This window comes from Bradyrhizobium prioriisuperbiae (assembly GCF_032397745.1).
In the GTDB taxonomy this organism is placed as follows: Bacteria; Pseudomonadota; Alphaproteobacteria; order Rhizobiales; family Xanthobacteraceae; genus Bradyrhizobium_A; species Bradyrhizobium_A prioriisuperbiae.
The window spans coordinates 1426580-1444033 of sequence record NZ_CP135921.1 but is presented as its reverse complement, the minus strand read 5'-3'; the positions used below and the strand labels follow the sequence as shown (position 1 = coordinate 1444033).

Genomic DNA, 17454 nt, shown 5'->3' with positions numbered 1-17454 from the left:
AGCGATCGGCTTGACCGAGCCGCGTGCGACAGGGAGAGAGCGATGGGACATATCTTCGACGGCCTGAAAGTGGTGGACTGCGGCAGCTTCATCGCTGCGCCGGCGGCCGCCACCATCCTGTCGGATTTCGGCGCCGACGTGATCAAGATCGAGCCGCCCGGCACTGGCGATCCCTATCGCCATCTCACCAAGCTGCCCGGGCACCCGCGCAGCGATCAGAATTACGCCTGGATGATCGGTTCGCGCAACAAGCGCAGCCTGGCCATCGATCTGTCCAAGCCGGATGGCAAGGCCGCGATCCAGCGGCTGGCCTCGCAGGTCGATATCTTCATCACCAATTATCCCGCGGCGGTGCGCCGTAAGCTCGGCATCACCTACGAAGCGCTGGCGCCGCTGAACGACCGGCTGATCTATGCGTCGTTCTCCGGTTATGGCGAGAACGGTGCGGAAGCCAGCAAGCCCGGCTTCGACGTCACCGCGTGGTGGGCGCGCTCGGGCTTGATGGACACGGTGCGCGCGTCGTCGGCCGCGGTGCCGGTGCGCCCCGCCAACGGCATGGGCGATCACTCCTCGGCGTTCGCGCTGTATTCCGGCATCGTGATGGCGCTGTACCAGCGCCAGACAACCGGCAAGGGCACCGAGGTGACCTCGTCGCTGGTCGGCAACGGGCTGTGGGCGAACGGCTATACCGCGCAGGCGGCGCTGTGCGGCGCCACCTTCACTGACCGCCCGCCGCGCGAGGAGGCATTCAACGCGCTGACCAATTACTATTGCTGCCGTGACGGCCTGTGGCTGATCCTCACCATCCTCAACGAGGAGAAGCAGTGGCCGGAGTTCGCCTCATGCCTGGGGCGCGCCGACCTGATCGAGGATCCGCGCTTCGCCAAGAAGGCCGACCGGCTGTCGCGTTCCCGCGAATTGATCGCATTGCTCGACCTCGAATTCGCCAAACAGGATCGTCCGCACTGGCGCAAGGAGCTGACCGCGCGCGGCATCGTGTTCGATGTGGTGGCGACACCGGCCGATATCCCGACCGACCAGCAACTGCTGGACAACGACGTGCTGATTCCCTTCGCAGGCAGCGACACGCTGACCATCAACACGCCGGTCGCATTGCGCGGCAGCGAAAAAGTCCAGCCGCGGCTGCCGCCGTCGGTCGGCCAGCACACCGACGAGGTGTTGCGGGAGGCCGGCTTCGATGCGGCGGCGATTGCGCAGATGCGCGCCAATGGGGCAATCGGCTGATCACAATCCTCGGGAGAGACTCATGAAAATCGAACAGCTGTTCTCGGTGCGCGGCAAGGTGGCGCTGGTGACCGGTGGGAGCCGCGGCCTCGGCGAGATGATGGCCCGCGCCTACGTGGAAAACGGCGCCAGGGTCTACATCACCGCTCGCAAAGCCGATGCCTGCGAGGCGCTAGCGAATGAACTGTCGAAGATCGGCGAATGTTTCGCCATTCCAGCCGACCTGTCGCGCATGGAGGAGATCGATCGCCTCGCTGGCGAACTGCAGAAGCGGGAGACCAAGCTCGACATCCTGGTCAATAATGCCGGTGCCAGTTGGGGCGCGCAGTTCGCGGAGTTTCCCGAGAATGGCTGGGACAAGGTGATGGACCTGAACGTCAAGTCGGTGTTCTTCCTCACCCAGCGTCTGCTCGGTCTGCTGGAAGCGGCGGGGTCGCCGGACGCCTACGCGCGTGTCATCAACATCGGCTCGATCGAGGGCATCCGGACTTCGCATCTCGAGGCCTATTCCTACGCGGCGTCCAAGGCCGGCGTAAACCATCTCACCCGCATCATGGCCAAGTTCCTGGCGCCGAAACATATCGCCGTCAACGCCATTGCTCCCGGCTACTTTCCGTCCAAGATGACGGCGGCGATCGAGGAGGAAGGCGCACATGAGGTGGTCGCCAATGCGCCGATGAAGCGGATGGGCAATGCTGACGACCTCGCCGGCATCGCGCTCTATCTTGCCTCGAAGGCGAGCGGCTTTGTTTGCGGTGCGGTGATTCCGGTCGACGGCGGGCTGGCGACCACGGCGTAGCGGCAATCGATCCGACATCGTCGCATCAATCGGTGTCGCACGTTTTGCATGGCGTGCGACAACATGGCTGGGATGTCGGAACGATAGCAGCGCCGGATATATGCACTCGGTGTTGCGCCGACAAGGCACTGGCAAATCGTGCCTCCAGGCTGTATGTCGTGGGCTCGATTTTTCATCACCCGTTGTCGCAGAATGCGTTCGCCCCATGCAGCCGATCATTTCCGTCTCGAACCTCTCGAAAGTCTACGGATCGGGGTTCCAGGCGCTGAAGAACATCAACCTCGACATCCGTCGTGGTGAGATTTTTGCGCTGCTCGGCCCCAATGGTGCGGGCAAAACCACGCTGATCAGCATCATCTGCGGCATCGTCAATCCGTCGGAAGGCAAGGTCGTCGTCGACGGCCATGACATCATTACGGACTATCGCGCCGCGCGCAGCGTGATCGGCCTGGTGCCGCAGGAATTGACCACCGATGCGTTCGAGACGGTGTGGGCGACGGTCTCCTTCAGCCGCGGCCTGTTCGGCAAGCCGGCCGATCCGGCGCACATCGAGCGTGTGCTGAAGGCGCTGTCGCTGTGGGACAAGAAGGACAGCATGCTGATGCAGCTGTCCGGCGGCATGAAGCGCCGCGTGCTGATCGCCAAGGCGCTGTCGCACCAGCCGACCGTGCTGTTCCTCGACGAGCCCACCGCGGGCGTCGACGTGGAACTGCGCAAGGGCATGTGGGAGGTGGTCCGCTATCTGCGCGACAACGGCGTGACCATCATCCTGACCACGCATTATATCGAGGAAGCCGAGCAGATGGCCGACCGGATCGGCATCATCAGCAAGGGCGAGATCATCCTGGTCGAGGAAAAGGCGGAGCTGATGCGCGAGCTCGGCCAGAAACAGTTGACGCTGCATCTGCAATCGCCGGTCGATGCCATTCCGGCGGCGCTGGCGCCGTACGGGCTGACGATCGGAGCCGACGGTCATGAGGTGGTCTACACCTACGATACTCACTCCGAGCGCACCGGAATCACCTCGCTGCTGAGCGATCTCAGGCAGGCCGGAATGACGTTGAAGGATTTGCGGACCAGCGAAAGCTCGCTTGAAGACATTTTCGTTGGTTTGGTGAGGAAGGGAAAATGAATCTTCACGGCGTCTATGCCATCTACAGATTCGAGATGGCGCGCACCAAGCGGACCGTGTTCCAGAGCATCGTGTCGCCGGTGTTGTCGACCTCGCTGTACTTCATCGTGTTCGGAGCCGCGATCGGCTCGCGCATCACCGAGATCGACGGCGTCAGCTATGGCGAATTCATCGTTCCCGGGCTGATCATGTTGATGCTGCTGACCCAGAGCGTCTCCAACGCCTCGTTCGGCATCTATTTTCCGAAATTCACCGGCACGATCTACGAGCTGTTGTCGGCGCCGATCTCCTATCTCGAGGTGGTGATCGGATATGTCGGGGCGGCGGCGTCGAAATCGATCATCCTCGGGTTGATCGTGCTGGCCACCGCGGCGCTGTTCGTGGACCTGCGGATCGATCATCCATTCTGGATGTTGACGTTCCTGGTGCTGACGGCGGTGTCGTTCAGCCTGCTCGGCTTCATCATCGGGATCTGGGCGCAGGGTTTTGAGCAGTTACAGGTGATTCCGCTGCTGGTGGTGACCCCGCTGACATTCCTGGGCGGAACATTCTATTCGGTAAACGTGCTGCCGCCGATGTGGCAGAAGATCTCGCTGTTCAACCCGCTGGTGTATCTGATCAGCGGCTTCCGCTGGAGCTTCTACAGCATCTCCGACGTGCACGTGGCGATCAGCGCCGCGGTCGCAGCGACGTTCCTGACGCTGTGCCTGATTGCGATCTGGTGGATTTTCAAGACCGGCTACCGGCTCAAGACCTGATCGGCCTGCTGCGGCGTCGGATCGTCGCAGCGTGTTGACGCCGCGAGGCATCGCAGGGGTGCCGCGCGGATTCGTCGCTTGCGCGCAGCGATGGACCTGACGTCATATGCCTGTGTCATATGATGGTCCCGCCGCCCGGCCCAATCTGAAGATGGTCTCTCTCATGCCGCATCCCAATCTGTTCACGCCGATCACGCTGCGCGGTGTCACGTCGAAGAATCGCGTGATCATCTCGCCGATGTGCCAGTATTCCGCGACCGACGGTTTGGCCGACGACTGGCATCTGGTGCATCTCGGCAAGTTCGCCCAGGGCGGCGCCGGCATCGTGATGACCGAAGCCGCCGCCGTGGTGGCGGAGGGGCGCATCACCCATGGCGATCTCGGCATCTGGCATGACGGCCAGGTGGCGCCGCTGGCGCGGATCGCGACATTTTTGCGCAACAATGGCGCCGTACCGGCGATTCAACTGGCCCATGCCGGGCGCAAGGCGAGCATGCAGCGTCCGTGGTACGGCAACGCGGCGCTGACCGCCGAGGACCATGCGCGCGGCGATCTGCCCTGGCAGATCGTGGCACCGAGCCCGATTGCCATGGATGAGGGCTGGCTGCTGCCGCATGAATTGACCGAAGCCGACCTGAAGTCACTGCGCGAGAGCTGGCGCGTCGCCGCGCTGCGTTCTGCCGCTGCCGGTTTCGAGCTGCTGGAACTGCACTGCGCCCACGGCTATCTGCTGCATGAGTTCCTGTCGCCGCTGTCCAACCATCGCACGGATGCCTATGGCGGCGACCGCGCCGGGCGGATGCGTTTTCCGCTCGAGATCATCGAAACCGTGCGCGAAGTCTGGCCGGATAACCTGCCGCTGTTTGTGCGCATCTCGTCGGTCGACGGCCTCGACGGAGGCCTGACGCTGGAGGATTCTATCGCCTTTGCGCGCGAGGCCAAGACGCGCGGCGTCGACATGATCGACTGCTCGTCCGGCGGCCTGATGGGCTCGGCGACCGCGGCGCGCATTCCGCGCGGCTACGGCTTCCAGGTGCCGTTCGCGGCCGAGATCCGCAAGCAGGCCGGGATTGCCACCATGGCGGTGGGCTTGGTGCTGCATCCGCAGCACGCGGAGGACATTCTGGTCCACGGCCATGCCGACATCGTCGCGGTCGGGCGCGAAGCGCTGTTCGATCCAAACTGGCCGCTGCATGCGGAACTGGCCTTGGCCGGCAAAACCGACGGTGCGTTCGACGGCATGTTTGATTCTTGGCCGAAACAATACGGCTGGTGGCTGGAACGCCGCGAGCCCGGCCTGCGCAAACTCGATGGTCCGGCGCTGCCGTTCCGTCAGGCGCGGTAACTACGGCCGGCTGAACTTCCGGAAGAACGCCCAGACAACCTCCGGGCCATCGATGTCATGGTTCTGCGGGCCCAGCATGCCGTTGAGCAGGCGCGGCATGCGGGCGTCCGACATGAAGCTGGGGAAACGATGGCCGCCGCCATTGATGCGGTAGAGCACGACGTCGCGGCCGGTCGGGCAGTGCGCGTCAAGGCGCGATACGGTTGAGCTGTCGGCATGATCGCGATCCGGCAGATCGACGGCCTTGACCGGGTCCGGGTCGCAGCCATTGATCCGTTTCCAGAACGCGAAGGTCTTTTCGGTCGACCAGAAACCGCCGGCGGCGAGATCGCTGCTGCCCTTGCCGCCTTCATAAGGAATCAGTGGATCGTCGGTGCCGTTCATCAGCAGCATCGGCACCGGCCGCGAGGGATGGCACATGGTGTCGGCGAGATCGGTGAGACTGAAGATCACGCTGGCCGCGGCCGCGAACAGATCGGCGCGGGCGCACACCAGGGTCATGGTCATGGCGCCGCCATTGGACAGGCCGGTGAGGTAGATGCGTTTGGGGTCGGCCGAGCCGGCCGCGACCAGTTTGTCGATCAGGGCCGTCACAAACGCGACATCGTCGGTGCCCGGCGGCGGCGTGAAACCGGCGCGTTTGCTGTCGCTGCGGAAATCGGCCCACGCCTTGTTCAGCCCGTCCGGATAGATGATCGCGAGCTGCTCGCGACGCGCCACCGCCGGCCACGATGTGCGGGTCGTCATGTCGACGCCTTGCTGGGTGTTGCCATGCAGGACGATCACCAGTGGCGCGGGACGCCGCGCCGGCACCTCGACGATGTATGTCCGCTTGGCGCCATTGAGCGTTATCGTCTCGCTGCCGGCCTGCGCCGGTCCGGCGATCAGTCCGGCAAGGACGAGGCAGATCCATCCGATCGCAAGACGCATGCAGGCATCACTCGCAAGACTTACTCGGCCGCCGCCGTCACCACGCGGCCGGCTTCGCCACGCCGATAGACTATCAGCGTTGCGCCGAGGCCGCACACCGCCGCGAAGGTCATCCACAACGCGGGTGCGGCCTTGTTGCCGGTCATCTCGATCAGCGCAGTCGATACTGCCGGCGTGAAGCCGCCGAACAAGGCCGTCGCGAGGCTGTAGGCCAGCGAAAAGCCAACGGTGCGCACGCTGGCCGGCACGATCTCGGTGAGTGCCACCACCAGTGCGCCGTTGTAGCTGGCGTAGAGGAACGAGAGCCACAGCTCCACCAGCAGCATGCGCTGGAACGACGGCGCGCCGGTCAGCCACGCCATCGCCGGATAGGCGGTCACGATGGTCAGCACGGTGAAGGCCAAAAGGATCGGCCGGCGCCCGATCCGGTCCGACAGCGCGCCCATCACCGGCAGCCAGACCAGGTTGGAGATGCCGACACAGAAGGTGACGATCAGCGAATCCACCTCCGACAGCTTCAGCACGCTCTTGCCGAAGGTCGGCGTATAGACCGTGATCAGATAGAACGACACCGTGGTCATCACCACCATCAGCATGCCGGCCACCACGATCTGCCAGTTCTCCACGATGGAGTGGAAAATCTCGGCGGTGGTCGGATGGTGCTTGCGGGCGAGGAAGGCTTCGGTCTCCTGCAGCGAGCGCCGGATCACGAAGATGAAGGGCACGATCAGCGAGCCGATGAAGAACGGAATTCGCCAGCCCCAGTCCGAGATCTCGGCCGGCGACAGCATCTTGTTGAGGGTGTAGCCGATCAGCGCCGCGACGATGATCGCCACCTGCTGGCTGCCGGACTGCCAGCTGACGTAGAAGCCCTTCTGGTTGGGCGGCGCCATCTCCGAGAGATAGACTGACACGCCGCCGAGTTCGACGCCGGCGGAGAAGCCCTGCAGCAACCGTCCGATCAGCACCAGCACCGGTGCGAGCAGGCCGATGGTCGCATAGCCCGGGACAAACGCGATCAGGATGGTGCCCAGCGCCATGATCGCCAGCGTCACGATCAAGCCCTTGCGGCGCCCGACCTGGTCGACATAGGCGCCGAGGAAGATCGCCCCCAGGGGCCGCATCAGGAAGCCGGCGCCGAAGGTTCCGAAGGTCAGCAGCAGGGAGGCGAATTCGTCGCCGGCCGGGAAGAACGCCTTCGCGATGTGGGTGGCGTAGAACCCGAACAAGAAGAAGTCGAACATTTCGAGGAAGTTGCCACTGGTCACGCGCAGGACCGTGGCAAGCTTGGAGGATGTCGGTGCCGTCGCCATGAACAGGTCTCTCTCTCGGATGCTTTTGAGGGACTACTCTGTGCGCTTTTGTCGCACCCGGTCAAGGCACCAGCCATATCCCCTTGCCGGCGGCCGTCACTCACTGCGATACCATCGCCGGGGATGAGGGGAGGCACATACCGGAATGAACGTGTCAGATGCCGGGCGGAGCCTGTATGTCGCGGCCGGGCTTGGCGGACTCATCACGGGTGTCCTGACGCCCTTCATGCAGCTTCTGGTGATCAGAACCCAGCTAAGTGGAAATCACGCGTTGGTGCTGCTTGCGCTGCCTTTTGCCGTCCTCGTGATGGGACTTCTCCATGCCACGCGATCGCCGCCTTGGTGGGCGCTGGTGACTGCGGCGCTGGTGACCACAGTGGCCTTCGTGGCGGCTGTGTCAGCGGCCGTTTTCGTGGTCGAGCTTCCCTCCGGACTACCGAAGGTGGTGAGATACATGCTGGCGGGCATCGCTGGCGGACTTGTCGGGACGTCGATCATGGCGATCGGCTTGCGCCTGCTGCCGCTCGGTCGGGCCGGGCTTCGCGCATGGCTGCCGATGCTGGCGATCGGCGTCGTTGTCGGCATACTGCTGGCGGTCGATATCCTGATCAAGGTGCCATTGGTTTCAGTGCTCTATCCGGTCTGGCAAGCCGGCGTCGCGATCGGCCTTGTGAAAGGTCTTTGCAGCGATCGTCCGGTTTCGTTTGCGGTGGCCTGAAACGGATCAGGCCACGGATTTTGCCGCGGCGCGGCCGGCATTGCGTCCCGAGAACAGGCAGCCGCCGAGGAAGGTGCCTTCCAGAGCGCGGTAGCCGTGCATGCCGCCGCCGCCGAAGCCTGCGGCTTCACCCACCGCATAGAGTCCGGGTATGATCTGGCCGTCGGCACCAAACGCGCGTGAGTCGAGATCGGTCTCGAAACCGCCGAGCGTCTTGCGCGTCAGGATGTTCAGCCGTACCGCGATCAAGGGGCCATGCGCCGGATCGAGAATGCGGTGCGGACGTGCGGTGCGGATCAGTTTGTCGCCGAGATAGCGGCGCGCGTTGTGGATGCCCATCACCTGGGTGTCCTTGACGTAGGGGTTGTCGATCTCGCGATCGCGCGCCTCGATCTGCTGTCGGATGTCGTCGAGCACCAGAAGTCGATCGCCGGCCAGCGCGTTCATGCCGGCGACCAGTTCGTCGAGCGAGTCGCGGACGATGAAATCGACGCCGTGTTTCTTGAACGCCTCCACCGGTCCCGGCGCGCCCTTGTTGGTGGCGCGCTTGATGGTCAAACGCCAGCTTTTCGAGGTGAGGTCGGGATTCTGTTCGGAGCCGGAGAGGGCGAACTCCTTCTTGATGATGCTCTGGGTCAGGATGAACCACGAATAGTCGTAGCCGCCCTTCATGATGTATTCGAGCTGTCCCAGGGTGTCGTAGCCGGGATAGAGCGGCGAGGGCAGGCGCTTGCCCTTGGCGTCGAACCACATCGACGAGGGGCCGGGCAAAATCCGGATGCCGTGATTCGGCCAGATCGGATTCCAGTTCTGGATGCCCTCGACATAATGCCACATGCGGTCGCGGTTGATCAGGCGCGCGCCGGCGGCCTCGGTGATCCCGATCATGCGGCCGTCCACATGTGCCGGCACGCCGGCGATCATGCGCTTCGGCGCCGCGCCCAGCCGTGCCGGCCAGTTCTGTCGCACCAGGTCGTGGTTGCCGCCGATGCCGCCGCTGGCCACGATCACCGCCTGCGCCGTCAGGGCGAAATCGCCGGTCACGGTGCGCGACGATGTCTGGCCGCGCTCGACTGTGGTGGGCTCCAGGATGGTGCCGCTGACGCCGGTCACCGTGCCGTTGGTCATGGTCAGCGCATCGACGCGATGGCGGAACTTGAATGTCAGCCGGCCGCTTTTGGCGGCCTGCTGTGCGCGTCGCACGAAGGGCTCGATGATGCCCGGGCCGGTTCCCCAGGTGACATGAAAGCGCGGCACTGAGTTGCCATGTCCCATGGCATCGTAGCCGCCACGCTCCGCCCATCCGACCACGGGAAAGATCCGGTGGCCCATGGCGCGCAGCCAGTCGCGTTTCTCGGTTGCCGCAAAGTTGACATAAGCCTGCGCCCATCGCTTCGGCCAGTGATCCTCATCGCGATCGAAGCCTGCGGTTCCCAGCCAGTCCTGCCATGCCAGGTCGAAGGAATCCTTGATTCGCAGCCGCCGCTGCTCCGGCGAATCGACCAGGAACAATCCGCCGAACGACCAGAACGCCTGGCCGCCGAGCGACTGTTCAGCTTCCTGATCCACCACGATGACGCGTTTGCCTGCGTCCGCGATCTCGGTCGCAGCGACCAGCCCCGCAAGACCCGCGCCCACGACAATCACATCAGCCTGCAGATCAGCCTGACCAACCATTTTGTTTCCCCCAGCGTCTGTGGATTGAAGCGCGCGGGTGGAACTCCGGTCAACGGAAAATATACGAAGCCGTGCAAGGGGCTGTTGAGTCGGATGACGTGTTTCAGTTCGACGCAGTGCATCTTCCGGGCAACACCTGATTTGAAAGTTCGTCGACCCGGCGTCAGACACTGGACAAACCAGCGCGTTCGAAAGACCTTTGCGCCAGATTGATTTCGATTGTTCCGGTGGGACGGGGCGGGGGAATGAAGATCGTTACGGGATTGCTCGCAGCCGTGCTGCTCATCACAGGCGTCGGCGCAAGTCATGCGGTTGTTCGAATTTCGGAGGATCGGGGCGGTCGTATCGGAACCTATGTCGACAAGTATGAGGATCTGAAAACGTCCGGTGAGTCGGTGATGATCGACGGCCTTTGCGCCTCGGCCTGCACCATCGTGCTCGGCGCCGTTCCCCGCGACAGGATCTGCGTGACCTCGCGCGCCAATCTTGGCTTCCACGCAGCTTGGGATTTCGGCTCCAACGGTCGCACCATCACCAATCCCGAAGCGACGCAGATGCTCTATTCGATGTATCCGCCCTCGATCAAACGCTGGATCGCGCATCGCGGCGGACTCACACCGCGCATGATTTTCCTGCGCGGCCGGCAGCTCGCCAACATGTACCGGCCCTGCTATCTGGATGCTCAGGCCTCGGTTCATCAGCCCTTGCCGCGCTAATCTGCCGCGATCGCTATTCGCTCTCCGCAGGACGTGATCGGGCCGCGGGCAATAGCGCTTGCCTGCCGGCGGAACCGGACTTATCTCATCGGGATGGCGGAGGCTATCGGGTGATGGCGCGCGGAACATCCGTGTCCGACAATCGACTGTCTGATGATCGACTGCCGGGGCGGTTGCCCACGGTGCTGGCGGCTGTGGCGCTGGCCGCATTCGGCTTGGCGCTCGCGGCTGCAGTGGTGGCGTGGATTCACTACGGCACCGCGGTGTTTTTCCAGATACTGGCGGCCGGGCTCGCCGCCTGTTTCTGATCGGATTTAGGAATTCATAATGACCACTCGGACACGGCCGCTCGTGATTGTCGCGGCATTCGCGGCAAGCCTCGCCATCGGCCTGCTGGCGACATTGTGGCTGGTCGGCGGCCTGAATGGTGCCACCGCACCGGCCGCGATCGGCGGGCCGTTCCAGCTCAGCGACCAGACCGGCAAGGCCGTGACCGAGAAGAGCCTCCAGGGCCGTCCGACCCTGATCTTCTTCGGCTTCACCCACTGTCCGGACGTGTGCCCGACCTCGCTGTTCGAGATGTCGGAGGTGCTGCGGGCGATGGGCCCCGACGCCGACAAGGTGAACGCCTACTTCGTCTCGGTCGATCCGGAGCGCGATACGCCGACAGCGATGAAGGACTATTTGTCCAGCTTCGATCCGCACCTGAAGGGTTTGACAGGCAATCCGGAAGCCATCGCGAAGACGATCTCGGCCTATCGGGTGTACGCCAAGAAAGTTCCGCTCAAGGATGGCGACTACACCATGGATCACACCGCGCTGATCTATCTGATGGACCGCAACGGCCGCTTCGTTTCCCCCTTCAACATCAAGCGCAAGCCTGAAGAAGCCGCCGCCGATCTGAAACGTTATCTCTGATCGGCCTTTCGCAGGGGCCCGTCTGGCCGCTCCGCGCCGAAGTTCGCTTTTTTCGCGTCCGATGGTCTATAAGACCTCACGTGAAAGCCCAGCAAAGCCATGCGACCACAGCCAATTCTGCTCCCTGACGTCCTGTTTTCCGGGCTCCGCGCGATCCTGCTTGTCGCCGCGGTCAGCCTGCCCGCGGCTTTGGCCGGTGCCGTGTCCGCGCACGCCCAGGCGGCTCCTGCGGCCAATTCTGCGACGCCTGCGGGCAAGCCGGCCACGCCGGCCCAAGGGATTCAGGGAGGGACTCAAGGGGGGCCCCAGGCGGCCCAGGTCGCCCCCCAGGCGGTACCCGGCTTCTGGGATCCGCGCCGCCGTCCGGATCGGCCTGATATGTCCCGCCTCACGGTGATCAGGTTTCTTACGGAAACCGACTATCCGCCGTTCAATTTCACCGGTCCCGACGGCAATCCGGCCGGCTTCAATGTCGATTACGCCCGTCTGATCTGCGAGGAGATCAAGGTCACCTGCACCATCCAGATGCGCCGTTTCGAGACGCTGGTGGATTCGCTCACCACCAACCGCGGCGACGCCATCATCGCCTCGCTTGCCGTCACGCCGCAGCTGCGCGCCAAGGTGGATTTCAGCGATCCCTATTATCGCGCACCAGCACGCTTTGCGTCGCGGCGGGACGCGGTGATGCCGGAAATTCGCCCGGAATATCTCGAGGGCAAAAAGGTCGGCGCGATATCAGGCTCCTCGCACGAGGCCTACCTGAAATCCCAGTTCACCGATGCGCAGATCATCGGCTTTCCCAACGACGACGCGTTGCGGTCGGCGCTTCGGCGCGGCGAAGTCGATTTTATTTTCGGCGATGCGATTTCGCTGGCGTTCTGGATCAACGGCACCGACTCGGCCGAATGCTGCGCATTCAGCGGCGGGCCGTTTGTCGAGAGCCGCTATTTTGGCGAGGGAATTGGTATTGCTGTGCGCAAAGGCAACGATGTGATGCGCCAGGCGCTGAACTGGGCCATGTTCCGGATCTGGGAAAAAGGCCGCTATACTGACCTGTGGCTGCGCTACTTTTCCGTGAGTCCATTTTAATCTGTCGCACCACCGAAGTTCGTCATGATCGACACGATCCGATCGGCAAAAACCAAGAGGCTGGCGATCGCAGCGCTGGCGGTGGTCGGCTGGGTCGCGCTGATGCTGCGCTATCTGATCCTGGTGACGGTGGTGTCGCCGGAACTCGTTTCGCCTGAAGTGCTGGTCCGCTATGTTTCGTTCTTCGCCGTCCAGGTCAATTTCCTCGCCGCGCTGGTGCTGACGGCATTCGCATTCAAGGCGGGCCGCGACGAGTGGCTGGTGCATCCGTTCGTGCGTTCGGCGATCGCTGTCTATGCCGCCGCGGTCCTGGCGATTTACCTCCCGGCATTGCCTGCGCTGCTGGCGCTGTCAGGCGTGCAATTTTGGGCCGATCTTCTGCTTCGTTATCTCATGCCATCAGGCTATCTGCTGTTCTGGCTTTTTCTGGTGCGCAAAGCCGGGCTGCGATGGTATGATCCGCTGCTCTGGCTGATCTATCCGCTGTTTTACTTGGCCTTTGTGGTCATCCGCGGGAAAATGTCGGGCTTTTATCCCTATCCCTTCATCGATGTCGGTGCCCTGGGATATTCGCGCGCGTTGCTGAACGCGGGCGGGATCATGGTGATTTGTGTTGGTCTCGGTGCGCTGGCCGTCCTGATCGGACGATTGTCGGCAAAGTAGAGCATTTTACGGCGAAGTGGAAACCGGTTCGCCGCCCGAAAATGCTCTAAATATAAGGTTGCGCGTATTCTGATCGCAAAAGTGGTGCCCACTTTTGCGGAATGCGCGCTGTGGAGAAGGTATGATGTCGAACGAAATACCCGGCACCCCGAGCGATTTGCGGGAGCTGGCCGAACAATCCAATGCATGGCCGTTCGAGCAGGCAAAGGCGATTGTCGCCCGGTTGAAGAGAAAGCCGAAAGACGAAGTGCTGTTCGAGACCGGTTACGGTCCGTCGGGCCTGCCGCACATCGGCACCTTCGGCGAAGTGGCGCGCACCACCATGGTGCGCCATGCCTTTCGCGTGCTCACCGAGGACAAGATCAAGACCAAGCTGCTGGCGTTCTCCGACGACATGGACGGGCTGCGCAAGGTGCCCGACAACATTCCGAACAAGGAGATCATCACCCCGCATCTCGGCAAGCCGCTGACCCGGGTGCCGGATCCGTTCGGTACTCATCCGAGCTTCGGCGAGCATAACAATGCGCGGCTGCGTGCCTTTCTCGATACATTCGGCTTCGACTACGAGTTCGCGAGTTCGACCGATTATTACAAGTCCGGCCGCTTCGACGCGACGCTCCTGAAGATGCTGGAGCGGTTCGACGCCATCATGGCGATCATGCTGCCGTCGCTGCGCGAGGAGCGTGCGGCGAGCTATTCGCCGTTCCTGCCGATCTGCCCGCGCACCGGCGTGGTGCTGCAAGTGCCGATCGTGGCGCACGACGTCAAGGCTGGCACGGTGTCCTATGATGATCCGGAGACGAAGGAGCGCGTCACGTTGCCGGTCACTGGCGGCCATTGCAAGCTGCAGTGGAAGCCCGATTGGGCGATGCGCTGGGTCGCGCTCGGCGTCGATTACGAAATGGCGGGCAAGGACCTGATCGATTCGGTCAAGCTGTCGGGCAAGATCTGCAGCGCGCTGGATGGCACGCCACCGGAGGGCTTCAACTACGAGCTGTTCCTGGACGACAAGGGCCAGAAGATTTCCAAATCAAAGGGCAATGGCCTGACCATCGACGAGTGGCTGCGTTACGCCTCGCCGGAATCGCTGTCGCTGTTCATGTACCGTGAGCCGAAGGCGGCCAAGCGGCTGCATTTTGACGTCATCCCGCGCAACGTCGACGACTATCAGCAATTCTCGGACGGCTACGCCCGGCAGGATGCCAAGCAGCGTCTCGCCAATCCGGTGTGGCACATCCATTCCGGCAATCCGCCTGTCGCGGACATGCCGGTGACCTTCCAGCTGCTGCTGACGCTGGTGTCGTCGTCGAACGCGGAAAATGCCGAGACGCTGTGGGGCTTCATCGGCCGCTATCGCCCCGGCGTGACACCGCAGACCCATCCGAAGCTCGACGCCATGGTTGGCTATGCGATCAATTATTATCGCGACTTCGTGGCGCCGACCAAACAGTTCCGCGAGCCGACGGATGGCGAACGCGCCGCGCTCAGTGACCTGCGCGATGCGCTGTCGCAATTGTCGAAGGATGCGACTGCTGAAGACATCCAGAACGTGGTCTACGAAATCGGCCGCCGCGAACCGTTCCTCGATCTCGTGAAAAAGGGCAAGGACGGCCGCCCCGGCGTGTCGCTGGACTGGTTCAACATGCTCTACCAGGTGCTGCTGGGACAGGAGAAGGGCCCGCGCTTCGGCTCGTTCGTTGCTGTCTACGGCGTGCAGAATGCGATCAACATGATCGACGGCGCTCTGGCCCGCTCGGCGGGGTAGTCGACGCGCATCGTGAATCGTAGCCCGGATGAGCGAAGCGAGATCCGGGGCAACATCGCGAGGCGGCTCCCGGATGTCGCTTCGCTCATCCGGGCTACCTGCCAAATCTACTGACTCACCCAGACGATGCGCGCGATCCACGCCACATCGCCCGCGGCGAACGTGCGATCCTTGCCCGGACCGAACGGCTGCAACTCGATGGTCTTCGTGGTGCGGCGGCGCAACGTCGCTGCTGTCAGCTCGCCCTGCCTGGTTTTCACCACCACACGATCGCCGCGGCGGATCGGTGCTGCGGGCGACACCACGATGACGTCGCCGTCGCGATAGACCGGTTTCAGCGCGTCGCCGGAGATCTCCAGCGCGAAGGCGTGCGCGTCCGCGGCCGGTGAGGGCAGCGCGATCTCGCGCCAGGCCTTGCCGGCTGGGCGGCCGTCCTCGTCGAGGTGGCCGCGTGCGCCGGCTTCGGTGAAGCCCAGCAGGGGAACCGTCTGTGCGGCGCGCGTGCCGTCGGTGATCAGCTGCACGAAACCGTCGAGGCTGCTGCCGGTCGCGACCAGCGCCTTGGCCAGCGATTCGGTCGAGGGCCAGCGCGCCCGTCCGTCGCTGGTCACCCGCTTGGATTTGTTGAAGGTGGTGGGGTCGAGGCCGGAGCGTCGGGCAAGGCCCGATGGCGACAGCCCCGCGCGCGTCGCGAGCCGGTCGATCGCCGTCCAGATCTGCTCATGCGTCAGCATGGCGGGGCCGAAGGTTGCGGCCAGCATGTCGGCGGGCCTGAATAGGAATTATTACCTTGAACGGACGTTTCCCGCAATTGTGCGGGGGCCCTTGCCAACGGCTATCGAAACCTGCTCTTGAACGTATCAGGTGCCGTCGCTACGGTCTCCGCTGTGTTCAAAATCCTGAAATAACTCAATAAGTCAGCAGAAAATCCAGCCCGTGCCGACGATCTATAAAATCTGTCCAGCCTCCGCCTGGCGCGAAGCCGAGCGAGCCGGTGTCTATCTCGGCAGCGCCGACGACCTGCGCGACGGTTTCATCCATTTTTCGACGGCTGAGCAGGTGGCCGAGACCGCCCGCAAGCACTTTTTCGGCCAGACCGGGCTGTTCCTGATCGCCGTCGATACCGACCAGTTGGGGGATGCGCTGCGGTGGGAACCTTCGCGCGGCGGCGCGTTGTTTCCCCACCTCTATGGCGAGCTCGATCTCGGTGCGACCACGGCGGTGCTCGACCTGCGCGCGCGCTCCGATGGCGGTCACGATGTTCCGGAGCTGAAGCCGTGATTCGCGCGTTCGAAGCCCTGTCGCTGCCGCTGCTGCGCTGGTTCGATCCGGAGGATGCGCATCGCCTCGCGATCCAGGGATTGCGTCTGCTGCCGCCGCCGCGGGCGCGCATCGACAGCCCGATGCTTGCGGTTCGCGCCTTCGGACTGAACTTTCCGAATCCGATCGGCATGGCAGCCGGGTTCGACAAGAATGCGGAAGTGCCCGACGAATTGCTGCGGCTCGGGTTCGGTTTTGTCGAGATCGGCTCGATCACGCCGAAACCGCAGACCGGCAATCCGCGTCCCAGGCTGTTCCGTCTTGAGGCCGATGGCGGCATCATCAACCGCCTGGGCTTCAACAATGACGGCGGTGACGTCGTGTTGCGGCGGATGGCGGCGCGGGCCAGCCGCGGCGGCATTGTCGGCGTCAATGTCGGCGCCAACAAGGATTCCGCCGACCGCACCGCCGACTATGTGGCGCTGATCGAGCAGTTCGCGCCGGTGGCGAGTTATTTCACCGTTAATGTGTCGTCGCCGAACACGCCCGGCTTGCGCAACCTGCAGCAGGCGGCCCAGCTCGACGATCTCCTGAGCAAGGTGATTGACGCGCGCGAGCGGGTGCGCACGCGCGCCGGCGAAGCGCCGGTGCTGCTCAAGATCGCACCGGATCTGTCGCTCAACGAGCTCGACGATGTGGTGCAGATCGCGCGCTCGCGCCGCGTCGACGGCATGATCGTGTCCAACACCACGCTGGCGCGCCCGCCCTCGCTGCGCAATGCCACGCGCGCGACGGAGCAGGGTGGATTGTCGGGCCGGCCGCTGTTCAAGCTGTCCACCCGCATGGTGGCGGAAACCTATGTGCGGGTCGAAGGCGCGTTTCCCTTGATCGGCGTCGGCGGCATCGATTCCGGCGGCGCCGCGCTGATGAAGATCCGCGCCGGTGCCAGCCTGATCCAGCTCTATTCGTCGCTGGTCTACAAAGGGCTTGGCCTGGTCGACGATATCAAGACCGATCTCGTGTCGGTGCTGCGCCGGACCGGCCGCGAGTCGATCGATGAGATCGTCGGCGCCGATGCGGCGACCATCACCGCGGAAGACTGGCCGGTGTGATCTGAGCTTCCAGA

General features: G+C 63.5%; 18 protein-coding genes. 14 read left to right on the top strand and 4 right to left on the bottom strand.

Annotated elements, in window-relative coordinates:
• Positions 1-42: 42 nt before the first annotated feature.
• The 5 genes from RS897_RS06755 to RS897_RS06735 all read left to right on the top strand — a co-directional run bounded on the left by RS897_RS06755 (position 43) and on the right by RS897_RS06735 (position 5279).
• The gene (locus RS897_RS06755; protein WP_315835813.1) at positions 43-1245 is read left to right on the top strand and encodes a CaiB/BaiF CoA transferase family protein; all 1203 of its coding nucleotides are present in this window, start codon (positions 43-45) and stop codon (positions 1243-1245) included.
• A 22-nt stretch (positions 1246-1267) separates the two neighbouring features.
• Positions 1268-2044 (top strand): SDR family oxidoreductase, encoded by a 777-nt coding sequence (locus RS897_RS06750; protein WP_315835812.1) that lies wholly within the window; start codon positions 1268-1270, stop codon positions 2042-2044.
• Between the two features lie 205 nt (positions 2045-2249).
• Positions 2250-3176 (top strand): ABC transporter ATP-binding protein, encoded by a 927-nt coding sequence (locus RS897_RS06745; RefSeq protein ID WP_315835811.1) that lies wholly within the window; start codon positions 2250-2252, stop codon positions 3174-3176.
• A complete protein-coding gene (locus RS897_RS06740) occupies positions 3173-3934 on the top strand; it encodes an ABC transporter permease (RefSeq protein ID WP_315835810.1) in 762 nt (253 codons plus the stop codon). Before RS897_RS06745 ends, RS897_RS06740 begins: the two co-directional genes overlap by 4 nt.
• A 163-nt stretch (positions 3935-4097) precedes the next feature.
• Positions 4098-5279, top strand: coding sequence for an NADH:flavin oxidoreductase/NADH oxidase (locus RS897_RS06735; RefSeq protein ID WP_315835809.1), 1182 nt, complete (start codon positions 4098-4100; stop codon positions 5277-5279).
• Here RS897_RS06735 and RS897_RS06730 read toward each other — a convergent pair whose 3' ends face one another.
• A complete protein-coding gene (locus tag RS897_RS06730) occupies positions 5280-6209 on the bottom strand; it encodes a CE1 family esterase (protein ID WP_315835808.1) in 930 nt (309 codons plus the stop codon).
• A 20-nt stretch (positions 6210-6229) separates the two neighbouring features.
• Positions 6230-7522, bottom strand: a complete 1293-nt coding sequence (tcuC, locus tag RS897_RS06725; protein WP_315835807.1) for an MFS transporter — start codon at positions 7520-7522, stop codon at positions 6230-6232.
• 145 nt (positions 7523-7667) lie between these two features.
• Here tcuC and RS897_RS06720 point away from each other — a divergent pair, with 145 nt between their 5' ends.
• The gene (locus RS897_RS06720; protein ID WP_315835806.1) at positions 7668-8240 is read left to right on the top strand and encodes a hypothetical protein; all 573 of its coding nucleotides are present in this window, start codon (positions 7668-7670) and stop codon (positions 8238-8240) included.
• Between the two features lie 6 nt (positions 8241-8246).
• On the opposite strand, the gene RS897_RS06715 is transcribed toward RS897_RS06720, so the two are convergent.
• Complete coding sequence (locus tag RS897_RS06715) at positions 8247-9917, bottom strand: FAD-binding dehydrogenase (RefSeq protein ID WP_315835805.1); 1671 nt, start codon at positions 9915-9917, stop codon at positions 8247-8249.
• Between the two features lie 245 nt (positions 9918-10162).
• On the opposite strand from RS897_RS06715, the gene RS897_RS06710 reads away from it, so the two are divergent.
• The 6 genes from RS897_RS06710 to RS897_RS06685 all read left to right on the top strand — a co-directional run bounded on the left by RS897_RS06710 (position 10163) and on the right by RS897_RS06685 (position 15068).
• Positions 10163-10633: a hypothetical protein gene (locus tag RS897_RS06710; RefSeq protein ID WP_315835804.1), complete on the top strand. Its 471-nt coding sequence runs from the start codon at positions 10163-10165 to the stop codon at positions 10631-10633.
• A gap of 131 nt (positions 10634-10764) precedes the next feature.
• Positions 10765-10941 (top strand): hypothetical protein, encoded by a 177-nt coding sequence (locus tag RS897_RS06705; protein WP_315835803.1) that lies wholly within the window; start codon positions 10765-10767, stop codon positions 10939-10941.
• A gap of 19 nt (positions 10942-10960) precedes the next feature.
• On the top strand, positions 10961-11551 hold the full coding sequence (locus RS897_RS06700; protein ID WP_315835802.1) for an SCO family protein: 591 nt from the start codon (positions 10961-10963) through the stop codon (positions 11549-11551).
• A 99-nt stretch (positions 11552-11650) separates the two neighbouring features.
• Complete coding sequence (locus RS897_RS06695) at positions 11651-12640, top strand: transporter substrate-binding domain-containing protein (protein ID WP_315835801.1); 990 nt, start codon at positions 11651-11653, stop codon at positions 12638-12640.
• Positions 12641-12664: 24 nt separating this feature from the next.
• Positions 12665-13303, top strand: coding sequence for a Pr6Pr family membrane protein (locus RS897_RS06690; protein WP_315835800.1), 639 nt, complete (start codon positions 12665-12667; stop codon positions 13301-13303).
• Positions 13304-13427: 124 nt separating this feature from the next.
• A complete protein-coding gene (locus RS897_RS06685; protein WP_407654446.1) occupies positions 13428-15068 on the top strand; it encodes a lysine--tRNA ligase in 1641 nt (546 codons plus the stop codon).
• Positions 15069-15175: 107 nt separating this feature from the next.
• Here the strand turns inward: RS897_RS06685 and RS897_RS06680 are convergent, their stop codons facing one another.
• A complete protein-coding gene (locus RS897_RS06680) occupies positions 15176-15802 on the bottom strand; it encodes a S24 family peptidase (RefSeq protein ID WP_315838543.1) in 627 nt (208 codons plus the stop codon).
• A 202-nt stretch (positions 15803-16004) separates the two neighbouring features.
• Between RS897_RS06680 and RS897_RS06675 the strand changes: the two genes are divergently transcribed.
• Positions 16005-16349, top strand: a complete 345-nt coding sequence (locus tag RS897_RS06675) for a DUF952 domain-containing protein (RefSeq protein WP_315835798.1) — start codon at positions 16005-16007, stop codon at positions 16347-16349.
• A complete protein-coding gene (locus tag RS897_RS06670) occupies positions 16346-17440 on the top strand; it encodes a quinone-dependent dihydroorotate dehydrogenase (protein ID WP_315835797.1) in 1095 nt (364 codons plus the stop codon). The genes RS897_RS06675 and RS897_RS06670 overlap by 4 nt, the downstream gene beginning before the upstream one ends.
• Positions 17441-17454: the final 14 nt, after the last annotated feature.

What these genes read in the sequence shown, in the direction of transcription:
- RS897_RS06755 (WP_315835813.1), top strand. Translation starts at nt 43, where the DNA reads ATGGGACATATCTTCGACGGCCTGAAAGTGGTGGACTGCGGCAGCTTC.
- RS897_RS06690 (WP_315835800.1), top strand. Translation starts at nt 12,665, where the DNA reads ATGATCGACACGATCCGATCGGCAAAAACCAAGAGGCTGGCGATCGCA.
- RS897_RS06700 (WP_315835802.1), top strand. Translation starts at nt 10,961, where the DNA reads ATGACCACTCGGACACGGCCGCTCGTGATTGTCGCGGCATTCGCGGCA.
- RS897_RS06720 (WP_315835806.1), top strand. Translation starts at nt 7,668, where the DNA reads ATGAACGTGTCAGATGCCGGGCGGAGCCTGTATGTCGCGGCCGGGCTT.
- RS897_RS06715 (WP_315835805.1), bottom strand. Translation starts at nt 9,917, where the DNA reads ATGGTTGGTCAGGCTGATCTGCAGGCTGATGTGATTGTCGTGGGCGCG.
- RS897_RS06680 (WP_315838543.1), bottom strand. Translation starts at nt 15,802, where the DNA reads ATGCTGACGCATGAGCAGATCTGGACGGCGATCGACCGGCTCGCGACG.
- RS897_RS06710 (WP_315835804.1), top strand. Translation starts at nt 10,163, where the DNA reads ATGAAGATCGTTACGGGATTGCTCGCAGCCGTGCTGCTCATCACAGGC.
- tcuC (WP_315835807.1), bottom strand. Translation starts at nt 7,522, where the DNA reads ATGGCGACGGCACCGACATCCTCCAAGCTTGCCACGGTCCTGCGCGTG.
- RS897_RS06745 (WP_315835811.1), top strand. Translation starts at nt 2,250, where the DNA reads ATGCAGCCGATCATTTCCGTCTCGAACCTCTCGAAAGTCTACGGATCG.
- RS897_RS06735 (WP_315835809.1), top strand. Translation starts at nt 4,098, where the DNA reads ATGCCGCATCCCAATCTGTTCACGCCGATCACGCTGCGCGGTGTCACG.
- RS897_RS06740 (WP_315835810.1), top strand. Translation starts at nt 3,173, where the DNA reads ATGAATCTTCACGGCGTCTATGCCATCTACAGATTCGAGATGGCGCGC.
- RS897_RS06695 (WP_315835801.1), top strand. Translation starts at nt 11,651, where the DNA reads ATGCGACCACAGCCAATTCTGCTCCCTGACGTCCTGTTTTCCGGGCTC.
- RS897_RS06730 (WP_315835808.1), bottom strand. Translation starts at nt 6,209, where the DNA reads ATGCGTCTTGCGATCGGATGGATCTGCCTCGTCCTTGCCGGACTGATC.
- RS897_RS06685 (WP_407654446.1), top strand. Translation starts at nt 13,428, where the DNA reads ATGTCGAACGAAATACCCGGCACCCCGAGCGATTTGCGGGAGCTGGCC.
- RS897_RS06750 (WP_315835812.1), top strand. Translation starts at nt 1,268, where the DNA reads ATGAAAATCGAACAGCTGTTCTCGGTGCGCGGCAAGGTGGCGCTGGTG.